14 protein-coding genes are annotated in these 19042 nt (G+C 63.8%); all 14 read right to left on the bottom strand.

Annotation, left to right across the window (positions count from 1 at the left end):
* Positions 1–88: 88 nt before the first annotated feature.
* Positions 89–1195, bottom strand: a complete 1107-nt coding sequence (gene pheA / locus ACOOFO_RS09390) for a prephenate dehydratase (RefSeq protein ID WP_420426519.1) — start codon at positions 1193–1195, stop codon at positions 89–91.
* Positions 1195–2361, bottom strand: coding sequence for a phosphoglycerate dehydrogenase (locus ACOOFO_RS09385; RefSeq protein ID WP_420426518.1), 1167 nt, complete (start codon positions 2359–2361; stop codon positions 1195–1197). The genes pheA and ACOOFO_RS09385 overlap by 1 nt, the downstream gene beginning before the upstream one ends.
* An 84-nt stretch (positions 2362–2445) precedes the next feature.
* On the bottom strand, positions 2446–3528 hold the full coding sequence (gene serC, locus ACOOFO_RS09380) for a 3-phosphoserine/phosphohydroxythreonine transaminase (protein WP_420426517.1): 1083 nt from the start codon (positions 3526–3528) through the stop codon (positions 2446–2448).
* A 10-nt stretch (positions 3529–3538) separates the two neighbouring features.
* Positions 3539–6175, bottom strand: a complete 2637-nt coding sequence (gene gyrA, locus ACOOFO_RS09375) for a DNA gyrase subunit A (protein ID WP_420426516.1) — start codon at positions 6173–6175, stop codon at positions 3539–3541.
* Between the two features lie 110 nt (positions 6176–6285).
* Positions 6286–7527, bottom strand: a complete 1242-nt coding sequence (gene tilS, locus ACOOFO_RS09370) for a tRNA lysidine(34) synthetase TilS (RefSeq protein WP_420429712.1) — start codon at positions 7525–7527, stop codon at positions 6286–6288.
* A gap of 94 nt (positions 7528–7621) precedes the next feature.
* Positions 7622–8581: an acetyl-CoA carboxylase carboxyltransferase subunit alpha gene (locus ACOOFO_RS09365; protein ID WP_420426515.1), complete on the bottom strand. Its 960-nt coding sequence runs from the start codon at positions 8579–8581 to the stop codon at positions 7622–7624.
* Positions 8582–8642: 61 nt separating this feature from the next.
* On the bottom strand, positions 8643–12173 hold the full coding sequence (gene dnaE / locus ACOOFO_RS09360; protein ID WP_420426514.1) for a DNA polymerase III subunit alpha: 3531 nt from the start codon (positions 12171–12173) through the stop codon (positions 8643–8645).
* Positions 12170–12751 (bottom strand): ribonuclease HII, encoded by a 582-nt coding sequence (locus ACOOFO_RS09355; protein ID WP_420426513.1) that lies wholly within the window; start codon positions 12749–12751, stop codon positions 12170–12172. Before ACOOFO_RS09355 ends, dnaE begins: the two co-directional genes overlap by 4 nt.
* Positions 12748–13887: a lipid-A-disaccharide synthase gene (lpxB, locus tag ACOOFO_RS09350; RefSeq protein ID WP_420426512.1), complete on the bottom strand. Its 1140-nt coding sequence runs from the start codon at positions 13885–13887 to the stop codon at positions 12748–12750. The genes ACOOFO_RS09355 and lpxB overlap by 4 nt, the downstream gene beginning before the upstream one ends.
* Positions 13888–13893: 6 nt before the next feature.
* Entirely contained in the window at positions 13894–14676 is a 783-nt protein-coding gene (lpxA, locus tag ACOOFO_RS09345; protein WP_420426511.1) for an acyl-ACP--UDP-N-acetylglucosamine O-acyltransferase, read from the bottom strand.
* Positions 14673–15110, bottom strand: coding sequence for a 3-hydroxyacyl-ACP dehydratase FabZ (gene fabZ, locus ACOOFO_RS09340; RefSeq protein ID WP_420429710.1), 438 nt, complete (start codon positions 15108–15110; stop codon positions 14673–14675). Before fabZ ends, lpxA begins: the two co-directional genes overlap by 4 nt.
* A 17-nt stretch (positions 15111–15127) precedes the next feature.
* The gene (lpxD, locus tag ACOOFO_RS09335; RefSeq protein ID WP_420426510.1) at positions 15128–16195 is read right to left on the bottom strand and encodes a UDP-3-O-(3-hydroxymyristoyl)glucosamine N-acyltransferase; all 1068 of its coding nucleotides are present in this window, start codon (positions 16193–16195) and stop codon (positions 15128–15130) included.
* Between the two features lie 3 nt (positions 16196–16198).
* On the bottom strand, positions 16199–16705 hold the full coding sequence (locus ACOOFO_RS09330; protein WP_420426509.1) for an OmpH family outer membrane protein: 507 nt from the start codon (positions 16703–16705) through the stop codon (positions 16199–16201).
* Between the two features lie 32 nt (positions 16706–16737).
* Positions 16738–19041, bottom strand: coding sequence for an outer membrane protein assembly factor BamA (bamA, locus tag ACOOFO_RS09325; protein ID WP_420426508.1), 2304 nt, complete (start codon positions 19039–19041; stop codon positions 16738–16740).
* Position 19042: the final 1 nt, after the last annotated feature.

Genomic DNA, 19042 nt, shown 5'->3' with positions numbered 1-19042 from the left:
TGGCGCCCAGCACCCGACCGAGCCCCCCATTATGCGCCGAATGCCAGCACGGCGGCGCACTGGACCCCGCTTGGTACAGCCCGCGCGCTCAGCCGTTCTGCTGGCTGGCGCGCGGATAGGAGCCCAGAATCTTGAAGAATGCGGAGCGGCTACGGACATCATCAATCACCGCGGCCACCGTCGGATCGGCCTGGTGGCCGTCCAGATCAAGATAGAAGTTGTAGTCCCACGCTGCGCGGCGACTGGGACGTGATTCGATCTTGCTGAGGTTGACCCCAGCCTTGGCGAAGGGCTCGAGCAGGGAGAACAGCGCCCCCGGCTCGCCGCCCTGCGGGGCCGAACAGACGATCGACGTGCGATCGGCACCGGTAGGTTCGGGCTGCTGCCGACCGATGACGAGAAAGCGCGTCGTGTTGTTGGGATCATCCTCGATATTCGCAGCAAGGGCATTCAGCCCATAGAGCACGCCGGCGGCAGCACTGGCAATGGCCGCGCCGCGCTTGGTTTCGGCGACGCGGCGCGCCGCCGCACCATTGCTAGGCATCGGCTCACGTGGCGTATTCGGCAGATTGCCATCTAGCCAACGGCGACACTGGGCGAAGGATTGCGGGTGGGCGTAGACCACATCGATGCGCTCCATGCTGTCGTGCACCGACAGCAGATGATGGTGCACCGGCAGCATGACCTCGCCGCAGATCGACAGCGGCGTGGCGAGCAAGAGATCCAGGGTGCTCGACACCACGCCCTCGGTTGAATTTTCGACCGGCACCACGCCGTAGGAGGCCGTGCCCGACTCCACATCGCGGAAGATGTCGTCGATGGCCGGCGCCACACGGGTTTCGACCTGATGGCCGAAGTGCTTGTACACCGCGGACTGGGTATAAGTCCCTTCCGGCCCAAGGTAGGACACCGACAACGGCGTCTCCAGCGCCAGACAGGCCGACATGATCTCGCGCATGATGCTCGAGATCGCCTGGTCCGACAGTGGGCTTTCGAGCGCGTGATTGCGCTCCACTGCCCGCGTCAGCACCTGGGCTTCCCGCGCCGGACGGTAATGGTCGGAAAGATCGCCGGCGTCGCGCTTGATGTCACGCACCTCCTGTGCGACGCGCGCGCGCTCCACGATCCGTTGCTGGATTTCGGCATCCAGCGCATCAATGCGCGCGCGCGCGGCGCTCAGGCGGTCGTCGTTCATCAGGCAGCCGGGAGCAACCGCACCGAAAGCACACCTTCGATGCCCATCAGTTCATCGGCCACGGACTGCGGGATTTCCGAGTCAACGTCCACCATGGTGTAGGCGACATTGCCACGCGACTTGTTGAGCATGTCCGTGATGTTGAGATTGTGCTTGGCGAGCAGGCTGGTCATCTGCCCCACCATGTTGGGCACGTTGGCGTTGGCGATGCACAGCCGCGGCTCGTCCTCAACGCGCGGCAGCACGGATTCGGGGAAATTCACCGAGTTGGTGACATTGCCGTTTTCCAGAAAGTCGCGAATCTGCCGGGCCACCATGATCGCGCAGTTCTCCTCGGCTTCGCCGGTGGAGGCACCCAGATGGGGCAGCGCGATGACCTTGGCGTGCGCCTTCAGCTTGTTCGACGGGAAGTCGCAGACGTAGGCATGCAGATGGCCATCGTCCAGCGCTTCGAGAACGGCGTCTTCGTCGACGATGCCGCCACGGGCGAAGTTCAGGATGACGCCGTCCTTGGGCATCGAGCGAATGCGCTCGGCACTGATCAGCCCCTTGGTGGCGTCGATCAGCGGCACATGCACCGTCAGGAACTGGGATTTTGCACAGAGCTCGTCCACTGTTGTGGCCTGATTGACGCCGGCCGACAGGCGCCAGGCATTGTCGACGCTGATCTTGGGGTCGAAACCGGTGACGTCCATGCCCAGATCGTGGGCCGAGTTGGCGACACGTACGCCAATGGCGCCGAGGCCGACGATGCCGAGACTCCGGCTCGGCAGCTCGAAGCCCGCGAACTTCTTCTTGCCGTCCTCGATAACCTTCGAGTCATCTGCGTCCACGCTGTCCACGAAGCGGATCGCGGGCGCGATATTGCGCGCCGCCATGAGCATGCCGGCGATGACCAGCTCCTTCACGGCGTTGGCGTTGGCGCCGGGAGCGTTGAACACCGGCACGCCGCGCTCGCTCATGGCATCCACCGGGATGTTGTTGGTACCCGCGCCGGCGCGGCCAATGGCGCGCACGGTCTTGGGGATGTCCATATCGTGCATCTTGTAGGAACGCACGAGGATGGCATCGGGGTCGTTGATCTCGCTGGCCACCTCATAGCTCTCGCGCGGCAGATGCTCGAGGCCGCGGGGCGAGATGTTGTTCAGCGTTTGAATACGGTACATGGAGTTAGGCAAACCTCTTGATTCGAATGGTGGTGGTGCTGAATGCGGTCAACACGGCCGTTGCAGCCCGACGACGCAGCGCGCCTATCCGTGCTGTCGAACGAATTCCTTCATGTAGTCGATCAGCGACTGCACACCGACTTCCGGCATCGCGTTGTAGATGCTGGCGCGCATGCCGCCGACCGAGCGATGGCCCTTCAGACCAGGCATGCCAGCCTTGGTGGCCCCTTCGATGAAGGGCTTGTCCAGATCCGGATTGGCCATGGTGAAGGTGACGTTCATCCAGGAACGGTCCGCCGGTGCCACCGGGTTGGTATAGAAGGGCTCGCTGTCGATGTAGTCGTACAGCATCTGCGCCTTGCGGTGGTTGCGCTCGGCCATGGACTCGAGACCGCCCTGATCCAGCAACCACTTGAAGATCAGCCCGCTCACGTACCAGGCAAAGCAGGGCGGCGTGTTGAGCATGGAATCGGCTTCGGCCACGGCCTTGTAATCGAAGATCGAGGGCGTGCTGGCGCGTGCATTGCCGATCAGGTCATCGCGCACGATCACCATGGTCAGGCCCGCCGGCCCGGCGTTCTTCTGCGCACCGGCATAGATCACGCCGTGCTGGGCCACATTGACCGGGCGCGACAGGATGGTGGAGGAGAAGTCACCGACCAGGGGCACTTCACCCACATCCGGCGCCTGATGGAACTCGACCCCTTCGATGGTCTCATTCGGCGTGTAGTGCACATAGCTGGCCTTCGGGTCCAGCTTCCATTCGCTGCGCGCCGGAATGTGATTGAAGACGTCGTCCGCCGGCCGCGCCGCGGTGTTGGCGGTGCCGTACTTGGCCGCTTCCTTGATCGCCTTCTTGCCCCAGGAGCCGGTCACAACGTAGTCGGCCGAGCCGCCTTCCGGCATCAGATTGAGCGGGACGAAGGCAAACTGCCCGGTCGCGCCACCCTGCAGGAACAGGACCTTGTAGTTGTCCGGCACATTGAGCAGCTTGCGCAGATCGGCTTCGGCTTCTTCGGCAATCGACATGAAGGCCTTGTCGCGATGCGACATTTCCATCACGGACATGCCGTTGCCGCGCCAGTCGAGCAGATCATCGCGGACCTGTTCGAGAACGGCTTCCGGCAGGGTCGCCGGGCCGGCGCTGAAATTGAAAACTCGGGACATGGTTCTCCCTTTACTTATTCGGATGTGGATGGGTCGGACGGTGCAGCGGCGCCCTGTTCGGGACGGATGGGTCGCTATCCTCTTCCTCTCCGTCCTCCGGCGCAACGCGATCAACGCCCATCAACCGGTCACCTGCGACCGGGCGCACAATTCGCACGCCCTGGGTATTGCGACCCAGCGTGCGAATCTCGCTGGCCGAGACGCGGATCAGGTTGCCGGCGTGCGAGACCAGCATGACCTCGTGGTCATCCTGGACCTGGATGGCACCGATCAGCTCGCCGCTCTTCTCGGTCAGTCGCTGGGCGATCACGCCCTGCCCGCCGCGACCACGCAGCGGGAAATCGGCTACGGCAGTGCGCTTGCCGAAGCCGTATTCGGATACGGTCAGGATATCCCCACCGTCAGCCTGGAGCAGTGCGATGACACGCGCATGACCGTCGCTGGCACTGTCTGGGCTGCCTTCGTCGCCAATCAGCCGCATGCCGCGGACGCCAGTGGCGCCCCGCCCCATGCTGCGCACATCGCCTTCATTGAAGCGGATGGCGCGACCGGTGCTTGAGATCAGCAGGATGTCGTCATTGCCGCTGGTCAGCGTCACACCGACCAGCGCGTCGTCAGCGCGCAGATCGACCGCGATGATGCCGTTGCTGCGGATGTTGGAGAAGGCCGCCAATGGCGTCTTTTTGACCGTGCCACGGCGGGTCGCCATGAACACCGAGCCACCTTGGTCGAAGCTCTGCACTGCCAGCACGGCGGAGATGCGCTCGTCGGTCTCCAGCGGCAGCAGATTGACGAAAGGCCGGCCGCGCGCGCCTCGAGAACCTTCCGGCAGTTCGAACACACGCAGACGGTAGACCTTGCCCGCCGAGGAGAAGCACAGCAGCGTATCGTGGCTGTGCGCCACCCACAGGCGGTCAATGAAATCCTCGTTCTTGGTGCCGGCCGCCATGCGACCGCGCCCGCCGCGCCGCTGGGATTGGTATTCCGTCAGCGGTTGGCTCTTGACATAGCCTTCGTGCGACAGCGTCACCACCATGTCCTGCGGCACCACCAGATCTTCGCGGTTGATGTAGACCGCGTCATTGGAGATTTCCGTGCGGCGGGCATCGCCGAACTGCTCCTTGACCTCGAGCAGTTCCTCGCGGATCACTTCGAGCAGGCGGGCATCCGAGCCGAGAATCTCGAGGTATTCGCCAATCGCCTCGAGGATCTGGCTGTATTCCTCGATGATCTTGTCCTGCTCGAGCGCAGTGAGGCGCTGCAGGCGCATATCGAGGATGGCCTGCACCTGGGCCTCGGAGAGATGGTAGCCATCCGCCTGCAGACCCAGACCTGAAGCCAGCCCATCGGGCTTGGATGCATCGGCGCCGGCACGTTCGAGCATCCCCACGACCTGGCCGGGCAGCCACACACGCGACAGCAGTTCTGCCTTGGCATCGGCCGGCGTGGCGGCACGGCGGATGCAGGCGATCACTTCGTCGATATTCGCCAGCGCGACGGTCAGGCCTTCCAACCCATGCGCCCGCTCGCGCGCCTTGCGCAGCAGGTAGCGGGTTCGCCGCGTCACCACCTCGCGACGGTGGCGCAGGAAAATCTCGAGTAGTTCCTTGAGCCCGAAGGTACGTGGCTGGCCCTCGTTGAGGGCCACCATATTGATGCCGAAAACGGTCTGCAGCTGGGTGTGCTGGAACAGGTGATTGAGCACGACCTCGGCGTTTTCGCTGCGCTTCAGCTCGATCACCATGCGCATGCCTTCCTTGTCCGATTCATCGCGGATCTCGGAGATGCCGGTGACTTTCTTGTCCTTCACCAGCTCGGCGATGCGCTCCAGCAGCCGCGCCTTGTTGACCTGATAGGGCAGCTCGTTGACGATCAGCGCCTGGCGATCAGGGCCGATATCTTCAATGTCGGTACGGGCGCGCAGTACGATGCGCCCGCGACCGCTGGCGTAGGCGTCGGCCAGCCCGTTGGCATCCAGGATCAACCCCGCGGTCGGGAAATCCGGCGCCGGGATGTGCTGCATCAGTCCGGCCAGATCGAGTTCCGGATCATCGATCAGGGCCACGCAGCCGTCGATGACTTCGCTCAGGTTGTGCGGCGGAATATTGGTGGCCATGCCCACCGCGATGCCCGCGGCGCCATTGACCAACAGCTGGGGTATGCGTGCCGGCAGTACGGCCGGCTCGGTCTCGGACTCGTCGTAATTGGGGACAAAGTCCACGGTCTCGCGGTCGATGTCGGCCAGCATCTCGTGCGCCAGCCGGGACATGCGTACCTCGGTATAGCGCATCGCTGCCGGCGCGTCGCCGTCAACAGAACCGAAGTTGCCCTGCCCGTCCACCAACAGGTAGCGCATCGAGAAGGACTGCGCCATGCGCACGATGGTGTCGTACACCGCCGAGTCACCGTGCGGGTGGTACTTACCGATCACGTCACCGACGACGCGGGCAGATTTCTTGTACGGCTTGTTGTAGTCGTTGCCGAGCACCTTCATCGCGTAGAGCACGCGGCGATGCACCGGTTTCAGACCGTCTCTTGCGTCGGGAAGTGCGCGCCCGACGATCACGCTCATCGCGTAATCGAGGTAGGAGCGCTGCATCTCCTCTTCGAGATTGATGGACAGGACTTCCTTGGCAAACTCCGTCATATTCAGCCTGTTTCACGCCACGACGCTGCGGTGCGGCGCGCTGATGGGAGGGAAAAATCGAAGCCGCTATGGTAGCACGTCGAGGGCCCTTCCCGACCCTCCTGCCCCCGTCAGCGGCGTGACTGTGGTCGCCTGTGCCAGGCGCTGCGCAGCCAGCGCACGCAAGGCTCGGGGAGCGCTTCCGGGCCTGCCCGGACCGGCCAATCCCCGACCTGGACGATCTCCCCGGATACGCTGACCACGGGCGTGCGCATGCGCTGCCAGGGCGGGACACGATGGCGCTGGAAGACATGCTTCAGGCGCTGCGTGCGCGCTCGATGCGAGAAGCGCACCCGTTCACCAGGCGAGGCAAAACGCACCTCCAGCGCCGACGGACATGAATCCAGACGCTGCAGAACGCCGGCATTCCCTGGCAGGGAAAGCCTGTCCCCACGGGTCCAGGTGCGCTGCCAATGGTCCGGCACTGCCTCCAGCGCGGGCAGCACCCACAGGGCCTGATCGAAACGCCGCACGCTGCACCCATCGAGTTCGAGCCGGGGTTCCGCATCGACGGCAGCGCCCAGCAGCTCATCATCGCAATGGGCCAGCCAGCGCGGGCCCGGTGGCCTCATGCCAAGACGCTGGAAATAGCGGCGCAACAGCGCGTGACGTCGGGGCCGCGACCAGGCCAGCATGCCAGCCACATTCAGGGCGCCGTCGCGCAGGCGGTGGTTGAGCAGGGGCGCGACATCCACCGCCAACAGTTCGTGCAGGTCCTCCAGCTGCTCGGCGTGTGCGCGCAGCGCCGCGCTGGCGCCGGGAACCGCGGCCTCCAGCGTCGGGAGCACCGCGCGCAAGCGTGCGCGGGCGTTTTCGCCCTCAAGATTGCTGGGGTCTTCGACATAGGCCAATGCCTGCGCCTGACAGTATTCGCGCAGGCTGCTGCGTGACAGATCGAGCAGTGGCCGCCAGAGCAAGGTCTGCCCGCCAGTATCCAGCGCTCGTAGGCGGCGCATGCCCACCGCGCCGCGGGTTCCACCGCCTCTGAGCATCCGGAACAGCACCGTTTCGGTCTGGTCGTCGGCATGGTGCGCCACTGCCAGCACATCACCCGGCTGCATCAGGCGACCGCAGGCCGTGTAGCGGGCGCGGCGCGCTTCAGCCTCTGGGCCGTCGCCCCCGTGAGGGACCTGTACGCGCTCGCATCGCAGAGGAATCCCCCAGTGGGCTGCAAAGCAGGTGCAATGTCGCAGCCATTCGTCCGCTTCAGGACGCAGACCGTGGTGGATGTGCACTGCGCACAGACGTTGCGGAACCAGCTGGTGCAAGGCATGCAGCAATGCGGTGGAGTCCGCCCCCCCGCTATACCCCACCCAAATCCGGCCGTGGGGCGGCAGCGCAGCAAGCGTGGCGCGAAGGGCTGTCAGCACGCGCGTGACGGCCGGAGCCACGTCCTCGGAAGGCGGGTCAATCCTCCTGATAGACACCGTACTGCATGAGGCGATCCTGCCGTTGCTGAACCAGTTGCGCGATCGGGGTGCGGCACAGCCGATCCACGTTGGCTTCCAGTCGCTCACGCAGGGTGTGGCACATGGCGTCAATGTCCCGGTGCGCGCCACCCAGAGGTTCCGGGATAATCTCGTCGATCAGCTTGAGCGAGAGCAGATCCTGCGCCGTCACCTTCATGGCCTCCGCCGCGTCGCGGGCGCGATCGGCGCTTTTGAACAGGATGGAGGCACAGCCTTCCGGAGAAATCACCGAGTAGATGCTCAGCTGCAACATCATAAGATGGTCGCCCACACCGATGGCCAGCGCCCCGCCGGAGCCGCCTTCACCGATGACCGTTGCGACCACCGGCGTACGCAGCCGCGACAGCTCGAACAGATTGCGCGCGATGGCTTCCGACTGATTGCGCTCCTCAGCGCCAATGCCGGGGAAAGCCCCCGGGGTATCGATGAAGGTCAGCACCGGCATCGAGAATTTCTCGCCCATCTTCATCAGCCGCAGTGCCTTGCGGTAGCCCTCGGGCATGGGCATGCCGAAGTTGCGGTGGATGCGCTCCTTGGCGTCGCGCCCCTTCTGCTGGCCGATCACTACCACGGGACGGCCGTCGAGGCGCGCGATGCCGGAGACAATGGCGGGATCGTCCGAGAACGCACGATCACCGTGCAGCTCCTCCCAGTCGGTGAACACGTTCTGGATGTAGTCCAGCGCGTAGGGCCGGTGCGGATGACGCGCCAGCTGCGTCACCTGCCAAGGCTCCAGCTTGGAGAAAACCTGCTCGGTGAGCTGGTGTTGCTTGGCCTCCAGCCGCTGGATTTCCTCCGACAGGCTGACCTGGGAGCCATCCGACATATTGCGCAGGTCCTCGATCTTCTGCTGCAGCTCCGCAATCGGCTGCTCAAAGTCGAGATAATTCAGATTCATACCTGCACGCCTCCCCCGGTTGCTTGAAGCCCTAGCTTACGAAAGTTGCGGCCCGCCTGTCTCATTCCGCGCTCTGCCAGAAGAGACGCACCGCCTGCTCCCCGGCCAGCCGATGCAGACGGCGCAGCATCGGGTCACTGAGCCGCAGCCGCAAGCTGCTGGAGAACCGCAGTGGGGCGACTGCACCATGGCCGTGCAGGCGCAGGCTGAGCGCGCTACCGGCATCGGCACGTGCACCATCCAGAATATCGACGATGTCCTTGGCTTCCGGCTGCGTGCAATCCAGGCTGATATCGATCCGCGCCACATGGTGGGCATAGACCCCATCCAGATCCAGCAAGGCGTTGGGGCGCAGCTGGAAACCGCCCGAGAATTCATCGTGACCAAGCCGACCACGCACCAACAGGAGGCTGTCCTTGTGCAGATGGTCGGCGTGACGCATCCATTGCTCTTCGGACAGCGGCACGCTGACCTGGCCGCTGCGGTCGTCAAGGGTGAGCACCGCGCGCGGACCAAAGCGCCGGATGTCAAGCAACCAGCCCACCACGGTCACACGCCGTTGTCGCCGACCGTTGCGGGCGCCCACCTCGGCCTCTGTACTGGGATCAGGCAATTCGGCACAGAGCGCGCGCAGACTGCCGTCGCTGAGCGCCTCGCGTAATTCGGTGAAACTCTCGATGGGATGGCCACTGAGATAAAAGCCGAGAGCATCCCGTTCGCGACGCAATCGCTCCAGATCGTGCCACTCATTGACGCGATCGAGCTCCAGTGCGGGTTCCGAGGCCTCCGCGCCCGCATCCCCGAAGCCGAACAGATCGCTCTGTCCGGCGTCGGCCAGTGCGGTGCTCTGTTCGGCCGCTGCCACGGCGCGTGACAGGTTCTGCCACAGCGTGGCGCGACTCTCGCCAAAGGCATCGAAGGCGCCCGACTGGATCAAGGCTTCAAAGACGCGCTTGTTGACCTTTTTCGGGTCCACCCGGCGGCAGAAGTCGAACAAGCTCGCGAAGGGGCCACCCTCGGCGCGCACCTCGCAGATATTCTCCACCGCCCCTTCGCCCACCCCGCGGATCGCGCCCAACCCGTAGCAGATGGTGCGCTCATCCACCACCTTGAAACGATAGGCGGAAGCGTTGACGTCCGGTTGCTGAACGGTGAGCCCCATGCTGCGGCAGTCGTCGACCAGTGCCACGAGGGTGTCGGTCTTGAACATTTCCGCTGACAGCACCGCGCACATGAAGGCTGCCGGGTAGTAGGCCTTGAGCCAGGCGGTTTGGTAGGCGACCAGCGCGTAGGCCGCCGAGTGGCTCTTGTTGAATCCGTACTCGGCGAACTTCTGTACCAGATCGAAGATATAGCCGGCGGTGTCCGCATCAATGCCGTTGTCGGTGGCGCCGGACAGGAAGATTTCCCGTTGGCGGGCCATCTCGTCGGCCTTCTTCTTGCCCATGGCGCGACGCAGCAGGTCCGCGCCACCCAGCGAATAACCGGCCAGCTCACGCGCGATGCGCATGACCTGTTCCTGATAGACGATGACCCCGTAGGTGTCCTCCAGCACCGGCTCCAGCGTGGGATGCGGGTAGCTGACTTCCTCGCGGCCGTGCTTGCGGTTGATGAAGTCGGTGACCATCCCCGACTGCAGCGGGCCCGGACGAAACAGCGCCACCAGGGCGATCAGATCCTCGAAGCGGCTCGGCTGCAGTTCGGTGGCCAAGCGACGCATGCCAGCTGATTCCATCTGGAAGACGGCGGCCAATTCGCCCTTGCAGAACAGTTCGAAGACCGCAGGATCGTCTTTCGGAATCTCCAGGATATCGAGCTGACGATCCGGATCGCGCTCATTGATGATGTCGACCGCCCACTGGATAATCGTCAGCGTCCGCAAGCCGAGAAAGTCGAACTTGACGAGACCGATGGCCTCGAGATCCTTCATGTCCAGCTGCGTGACGACGCCCTGGGCTTCCGGTTCGCGGTAGAGCGGGACAAAGTCCGTCAGCGGCCCGGGGGCGATCACTACGCCGCCGGCGTGCTTGCCGATGTTGCGCGCCAGACCTTCCAGCAGCAGCCCGAGGTCAATGACTGCGCGCACGTCCTCCTCTTCGTAGGCGGCCCTGAGTTCCGGAATGGTGTTGAGCGAGTGCTCGAGTTCGGTCGCGCCCGCGGCACCCGCCTCGACCTTGAAGGCGGGAGCGGCCGGAATCATCTTGGCGATGCGGTCACCAAAGCCGTGCGGATGGCCCATGACACGGGTGACATCGCGCACGACCGCGCGCGCCGCCATCGAGCCATAGGTGATGATCTGACCCACCTTGTCGGCGCCATATTTGGCGGTCACGTACTCGATGACCCGGTCGCGCCCTTCCATGCAGAAGTCGACGTCGAAGTCGGGCATCGAGACGCGTTCTGGGTTCAGAAAGCGCTCGAATAGCAGGTTGTACGCCAGCGGATCCAGGTCGGTAATGCCAATCGCATAGGCGATCAAGCTGCCCGCTCCGGAGCCACGCCCCGGCCCCACAGGTACACCGTTGTCCTTGGCCCACTGAATGAAGTCGGCCACGATCAGGAAGTAGCCGGGAAAGCCCATCTCCTCGATGATGCGCAGCTCGTCGGCAAGCCGGTCGTCATAGACCGCGCGATCCGCCCACATGCCGTGCTTCTCCAGCCGCTCATCCAGCCCTTGCTCGGACAGGTTGCGCAAATGCTCGGCCACGGTCTGGCCTTCCGGCACCGGGAAATCGGGAAGATAGTTGGTGCCGAACTGCAGCCGCGGGGTGCAGCGACGGGCGATCTCCACGCTGTTTTCGATCGCCTCCGGCAAATCCGGGAATAGTGCCGCCATCTCAGCACTCGATTTCAGATACTGCTCCGCGGTGAAGGCCTTGCTACGGCGCGGGTCATCGAGGGTCCTGCCCTGCAGAATGCAGACTCGCGCCTCGTGTGCATCGAAATCCTCTCGATCCAGAAAGCAGACGTCATTGACCGCCACCACTCCGACCTCGTGGCGGCGCGCCAACGCCGTGGCCGCCTGCACGTGCAGCTCGTCCTGAGGCCGGCCGCAGCGCGCAAGCGCGCAGTAGAAGCGATCGCCAAAAGCCGTTTTCCAGTCGCGCAGGGCAGCCTCCGCCGAATCGACCTGCCCGGCCAGCAGCTGCTGCCCGACTTCGCCCTGCGCCCCACTGAGAATGATGAGGCCTTCGGCATGTTCGAAGACCCAGTCGCGGGCGGCGGCCACCTGGCCGCTGGCCGAGCGGGTATCGGTATACAGACGCGAGACCAACTGCATGAGATTGGCAAGGCCTTGGTCGTTCTGCACCAGCGCAGTCACACGCGCCGGCGCTCCGCCGCAGTCCACGCCCAGATCCACGCCTAGAATGGGCTTGATGCCGGTACCTTCCGCTGCCTTGTAGAACTTGGCCATGGCGAAGAGGTTGTCGCGGTCGGTGAGGGCGATCGCGGGCTGTTCCAACTCGGCCACGCGCGCAGTCAGTGGTTGCAGGCGCTTGTCATCGCGCTGCGACTTCACCGACTCGATGCGGATCAGTCCGTCCACCAGCGAATATTCGCTGTGCACGCTCAGATGGACGAATGTGCTCACGTCGCCACGCGCTCCTCGCGCACGGCCAGACAACGCCGCACCGGCGCGTAGCTGCGGCGATGCACCGCGCATGCGCCCAGCCGCATCAACGCCTCCCGGTGTGCCGTTGTGGGGTAGCCCTTATGCGTGCCGAAGCCGTACCCAGGGTGGACGGCATCCAGCACAGCCATGCTTCGGTCGCGATGCACTTTCGCCAGGATGGAAGCCGCCATGATGCAGGGCTCGATGCCATCACCGCCGACAATGGCACGTGCGGACCAACGCCACTTTGGGAGCTGGTTGCCGTCCACCAACACTTCCGTGGGAGCGACCGAAAGCTGAGTCAAGGCTTCATCCATCGCACGAAAACTTGCTTGCAGGATATTGATTTCATCAATGATTGAAGCATCGACTTCCACTACGGCCCACGCCAATGCCTGATCCTGGATGACCCTTGCCAGCTGATCGCGCCGTTTCGCTGAAAGACGCTTCGAGTCTGCCAGACCATCAATCGCCCTGTCCGGCGACAGCACGACCGCTGCGGCGACGACGGGGCCCGCAAGGGCGCCCCGCCCCGCTTCATCCACCCCCGCCTTCATGGCGAGGCGGCCAGTTCGCCGATCAGATGGGCCGTGGTCGCCGCTGCATCCTTGCGCAGCACATCGCGCACGGCGTCGAAGCTGTCCAACTGCCGCTGGCGCGTGGCCGCATCTGTCCAGAGCGGCGCCATGGCCGCGAGCAGGTGTTCAGCGTTCACTTCGTTCTGAAGCAGCTCTGGCACCGTTGCCGTGCCCGTCAGAATATTCGGCAGCGAGAAATGCTTGGTGCGGATCAGTCGCAGGCTGCGCAGCAGCCAGATGGTTGCGGCGGAGGCCCGATAGGCCACCACCATAGGCCGGCCCAGCAGCAGGCACTCCAGCGTCACCGTACCGGAGGCGAGCAGGCAGAGATCCGCAGCCTGCATCACGCTACGCGAGTCGCCCTCCACCAGCGTCCAATCCAGACCCGGTGCCTCGCGAAGATGCGCGGCAATCAGGGGCCGTAGATGCGGAGATGCCACAGGAACCACTGCGCGCAGGCCCGGGTGTCGCTCGGCCAGAGCCAATGCGGCCTCTGCAAAGGGCGGAATGAGTCGTTCGACCTCGGATCTGCGTGAACCGGGCAGGACGGCGAGCACAGGCTGTTCCGGTGCAAGCCCGAGCGTTGCGCGCGCCTGCGCTGTCGTCACTTCAGCATTCAATTCGTCCGCCAGCGGATGGCCGATGTATTCGGCCCGCACGCTGGTGTCGGCATAGCAGGCGGGTTCGAAGGGATAGAGACAGAGCACCGCATGGCAATTGCGCGCGACGCCGAAGCGCCGCCGTGGGCGCCATGCCCAGATGGTGGGGCTGACCATGTGCGCGGTGGTACACCCAGCGGAGCGCAGCATGCCTTCCAACCCAAGATTGAAGTCGGGCGCATCGATGCCCAGTACCAGATCGGGCTTCAGCGCCAGAATCTTGTCGCGCAGGGCGCGGCGGAAGCGGATCAGCCGCGGCAGCTCACGCAGTACTTCGAACAGGCCCATCACCGACAGCGACTCGATATCGTCGATGGACTCACATCCCGCGTCACGCATGCGCGGACCGGTGACGCCCAGGCACTCGCAATGCGGATATTGCGCACGCAATGCACGCACCACGGAGGCGCCCAGGAGATCCCCCGACGTCTCTCCGGCGATCAGCACGATGCGCATAAGGCGCTAGCGCTGAACCGCGCGCTTGGACTGCTCCAGGAAACGCAGCAAACGCGCCGCCTGCGGCGATGTCTCGGCCCGTTCGCGCAGAAGCTCGCGCACCTCGGACAGTCTGCGATTCTCGCGATAGAGCAGCTTGTAGAGCGACTGCACCTCGCGGATCTGTTCGGCGTCGAAACCGCGCCGGCGCAGGCCTTCCTTGTTGATGCCACGCGGACCGGCCGGCGAGCCCTCGCTCATGACCCACGGCGGCACGTCACGCAGCACGACCGAACCACCGCCGGTAAAGCAATAGGAACCCATACGGCAGAACTGATGTACCAGTGTGAAGCCGCCGAGAATGGCGTAATCCTCAATATCGACATGACCGGCCAAGGCCACACCATTGGCGAGGATGTTGTGATTGCCGATGCGGCAGTCGTGCGCAAGGTGCACCTGATTCATCAGCAGATTGTTGTTGCCCACGGTGGTGACGCCATGATCCTTGAGCGTGCCGCGCTGCACCGTGACGTATTCACGGAAGGTATTGCCGTCACCGATCTCGACTGCAGTGTCGTCTTCCTCCCGTGCGGTCAGATCCTGCGAGATCTCTCCGATGGAGCAGAACTGGAAAAAGCGATTGCCGCGCCCGGCGCGTAACGGCCCGCGTAGCACAACATGCGGCCCGACGATGCACTCCGCTCCCAGTCGCACTCCGGCCCCGATGATGCTGTAGGCCCCAACGCTCACGGTCGGATCCAGCTCGGCGCCGTCCTCGACGATTGCGGTGGGGTGGATGTCCGCGTTCATACCGCCTTGATGGCGCAAGTCAGCGTGCCTTCGGCAGCCAGCGCGCCATCGACGGTGGCGCGCGCTCCGAATCGCCAGATATCGCGCCGGTGCTTGATCAGATCGGCTGCAAGAATCAGCTGATCCCCCGGTAGTACCGGTCGCTTGAAACGCGCATCGTCAATGCCCGCAAAATACAGCCGCTTGTCCTTCTCCAGGCTATCGGCGTCCTCGGTCCGCATGGCGAGCAGACCGGAGAGCTGCGCCAGTGCCTCAAGAATCAGCACGCCCGGCATGACCGGGTAATCCGGAAAATGGCCCTGGAAGAAGGGCTCATTCATGGTGACGTTCTTGAGCCCGGTGATGTGCGAACCCGGCTCGCAATGGGTGATGCGATCAACCAGCAGGAACGGGTACCGGTGCGGTAGCCGCTGAAGAATGCCGGCGATGTCGATGGACGAATCCACTGCCCCTACTCTCCCTGTTCTTCGGCGGAGGGCGCATTGCCTCCGGCTTGGCCTTCGAGTTGCGCAACACGCGCTTCCAGTTTGTCGAGCCGGCGAAGGCGGCGGACCTGGCCATGCCAGGTGCGTGCCGATTCTACTGGCCAACCGGACCCATATTGCCCCGGTTCGGTGATCGAGCGCGTGACCATCGTGAATCCGAGCACAATGACACCGTCGCAGAGCGTCACGTGGCCGTTGATCCCAACGCCACCGCCGATCAGGCAGTTCGCGCCAATGCGGGTGCTCCCGGCGATGGCAGCGCAGCCGGCAATGGCCGTATGCGCGCCAATCTGGACGTTGTGCGCGATCTGCACCAGGTTGTCGATCTTGACGCCATCCGCAATGACCGTGTCGTCGATGGCGCCGCGATCGATGGTGGTGTTGGCGCCCACCTCCACGTCATTGCCGATGCGAACCCGACCGAGCTGCGGCACATCCTCCCAGCCCTGCGGGCCGCGAGCGAGGCCGAAACCGCGACCACCAATGACGGCGCCCGCCTGCACGCGGCAGCGCGCGCCCAGCACGCAGCGGGCGCCAACATGCACACCAGAGACCAGATGCGTGTCCTCACCGATGACTGCGTCGTCTTCGATCACGCAATGCGGCCCGATATGCGCGCCGTCCGCGATGCGAACCCCTGCGCCGATGACCGCGTGCGGTCCGACCCGCACCTCGGCACCCAGCACGGCATCGTCAGCAATGACCGCGGTGGCGTGAAGCGGGGGGCCGAGTGGTCGCGCGGCCGGTTCGAACAGCCGCGCGACACGGGCGAAGGCCAGGTAGGGGTCCTTGGCAATCAGGGCATTGCCATCGAACTGCGCCGCATCCCGCTCGGACAGCACCACCGCTTCCGCCTGGGTGTGAGCGAGCTGCGGGCGATAGCGGGGGTTGGCCAGAAAGCCGATGTGGCCGGCCTTGCCCGGCTCAATGGTGCAGACCCCAACAATGATGCGGTCTGCATCCCCCTGTACATGCAGGCCGACGCGCTCGGCAATGTCGCCGAGGCGTAGCCCCTGCTCCCCCTGGGTTGCCAAGGCCTATTCTTCGTCGCGCTTGACGAGCTCCTTGAGCACCGCGTCCGTAAGATCAAGGCTTGGTGCCGCGTACACCGGATCGGGTACGACGAGGTCCAGGCCCTTGCGACGGGCCACATCCTCGATCACGCCGCGAATCTCGCCCATCAGTTCCTGGAAGAGCTCACGCTCGCGGTTGGAGACGTCCTGCCGGAACTTGCGCTGCTTGAGCTGAAAATCGTTCTGGCGCGTGGTCAATTCCTGCTCGCGCGCTTCACGGTCGCTGGCCGACATCAGATCGGCCTCCTGCTGAAACTTCTGGATGTCTTCTTCCAGCGCCTTGGCTTCTTCCTGCAGCTCGCTGGCACGACGCTCGAAGTCTTCCTTCATGCGTTGCTCGGCACGTTCGTACTGCGGCGACTTCTGCACGAGCTCCTGTGCCCGCACAGTGCCGATTTCGGTGGCGCTCGCGAGGCTGGGAGCCAGGACCAGCAGGGCCGCGAAGGCGGAAATCAGAGTTTTCTGCATCATGGTGATCGCTATGGTTGGTGAGGAATGGGAGCTTAGAAGCCGGTTCCGAAGTTGATCTGGAAGCGGTCGGTCTCATCGCCCAGCTCGTCGTTGAGCGGGAAGCCGTAGCTCAAGTTGAGGATACCCAAAAAGGGCGTGAACCAACGGAAGGCAACGCCCGCGCTCTGCCGCAGTTCGTTGAACTCAAAATCACCCGGCTCGGCAAAGACGTTGCCGATATCGAAGAACAACGAGAAGCGCGTCGACTGCCCGTCCGATTCAAACGGTAAGGGCACAATCAGTTCCGTCTGGGAGGTTGTGCGTAGCTTGCCACCGAAGGGGTTGTCGAAAGGTGTGTCGCGCGGGCCCAAGGTTCCGTCGCGGTAGCCGCGAACCGTACGCGTGCCACCGGCGAAGAAATTCTCGTAAGGCGGCACGGTTTCAGCATTGCCATAGGTATCGACATAACCCAGCGAGGTATTGATCTGCGCCAGGAAACCCGCATAAATCGGGATGTGGTGTTGCGTGGTCAGGCTGGTGCTGAAATAGCGCAGATCCGAGCCCGGCACCACGATATCCGCATTCAGACGGATTAGGTTGCCGCGCGTGACGAAGATGGTGCGGTTGCGCGTGTCGCGGGCAATGCCGGTGCGCAGCTGGAAGGCGGTAAAGCGCTTGCCGTTCTCGTTGACGAAATCCAACACTTCGTCGCTGGTCTGCCCGGCAAAGGTCTCGATCGAGGTCTCGGAGATACCGATGCCCGCGCGCAGCGTCGAGAATTCGGAAATCGGGAGACCATAGGTCAGATCGCCGCCGAGGATATTGCTCGAGAATCCGGAGCTGAAGCGAATGATGCGGTCTGACCGCCGGAAGAATCCGCTGATCGTCTGACTGACACCGTCTTCGGTGAAATAGGGGTCTGTCCAGCTCAGATTGAGCTGGCGGGAGAATTCGTTGTTTTCCAGGTTGACCGCCACGCGATTGCCGGTGCCCAGGAAGTTGGCGTGTGTCACCGATCCCGAAATCAGGAAGCCGTCGGCGCCGGAGAAGCCCACGCCCACCTGGACGGAGCCGGGTGGACGCTCCTTCACGGTGAAGATGACGTCGACCAGATCGTCTGTTCCGGGCACGCGCTGCGTCTCGACTTCAGTCTGCTCGATGAAGGCGAGACGGTTGATGCGGACACGCGAACGCTCCACGGCCGTCTGCGAGAAAGGAGCGGCTTCCAGCTGGCGCAGTTCGCGTCGCAGCGTTTCATCGTTGGTACCGGCATTCCCCCGGAAGCGAATCTGGCGCACGTAGGCGCGCTTCTTCGGGTCGATGGCGTAATTGATGGTAATGGCGCGATCCTTGCCATCCACCGGCTCCGGTACGGGCTGCACTTCAGCGAAGGCAAAACCGACATTGGCCAAGGCCGCTTCAATGCGGTCCGCACTCTCCGTCGCCTTCTTGCGCGAGAAGGTCTCGCCGGCGCGGGTGCTCACCAGGGCGTTCAAAAAGGCCTGATTGAGCACCGTTTCACCGGTGAAGCGGATGCCTTCGACGTTGTAGACCTCGCCCTCATCGACCGTCACGGTGATGTAGATATCGCGCTTGTCCGGTGTGAGCTGTACCTGCACGTCTTCGATCGTGAAGCGCAGATAGCCGCGATCCTGGTAATAGGAGCTCAGAGCTTCCAGGTCACCACCGAGCTGCTGCTTGGAATAGCGATCGCTCTGCTGGAATGGCATCCAGTCGGTTTCCTGCAGCTTGAGTTCGTCGCGCAGGGTGTCGTCGTCGAAGACTTCATTGCCGATGATGTTGATCGATTTGATCGTGGCCGACTTGCCCTCCACGACATCGATCTTGAGGCTGACGCGATTGTTGGGCAGTTCGTCGACGACCGTATCGATATCGACGTCGTAGAAGCCGTTGGCAAAGTACTGGCGACGCAGCTCCAAGGACACCTGATCGAGCAATGCCTGCCGGAAGACCTCGCCCTCGCTCAGCCCGAGAGAGCGCATCGATTCCATCAACTCATCGCCACCGATCTTGTCGTTGCCCTCGATGGTGAAGCTGACGATCTGCGGACGTTCCTCGACGCGCACAATCAGCGTCCCGCCGTCGCGCAGCAGTCGTACGTCAGAGAACAGGCCGCTGTCGTAGATCGAGCGGATCGACTGCTGAGCCGTCTGCGCATTCAATTCGTCCCCGACCACCAGCGGCAGATAGCTCAGCACCGTCCCGTCTTCCAGCCGCTGCAGTCCCTCCACCTCAATCTCGTCAATCAAGAAGGGCTCGGCCGCATTCGCGGTCGCCGTGCCAAGCAGCAACAGCAATAGGACAGCACGCCAACCCGCGATGGCAAATCGAAGCATC

The organism is Algiphilus sp. (assembly GCF_965216485.1).
In the GTDB taxonomy this organism is placed as follows: Bacteria; Pseudomonadota; Gammaproteobacteria; order Nevskiales; family Nevskiaceae; genus Algiphilus.
Note: the sequence above shows the minus strand (reverse complement) of the source record. Positions and strands in the feature narration are given on the sequence as shown.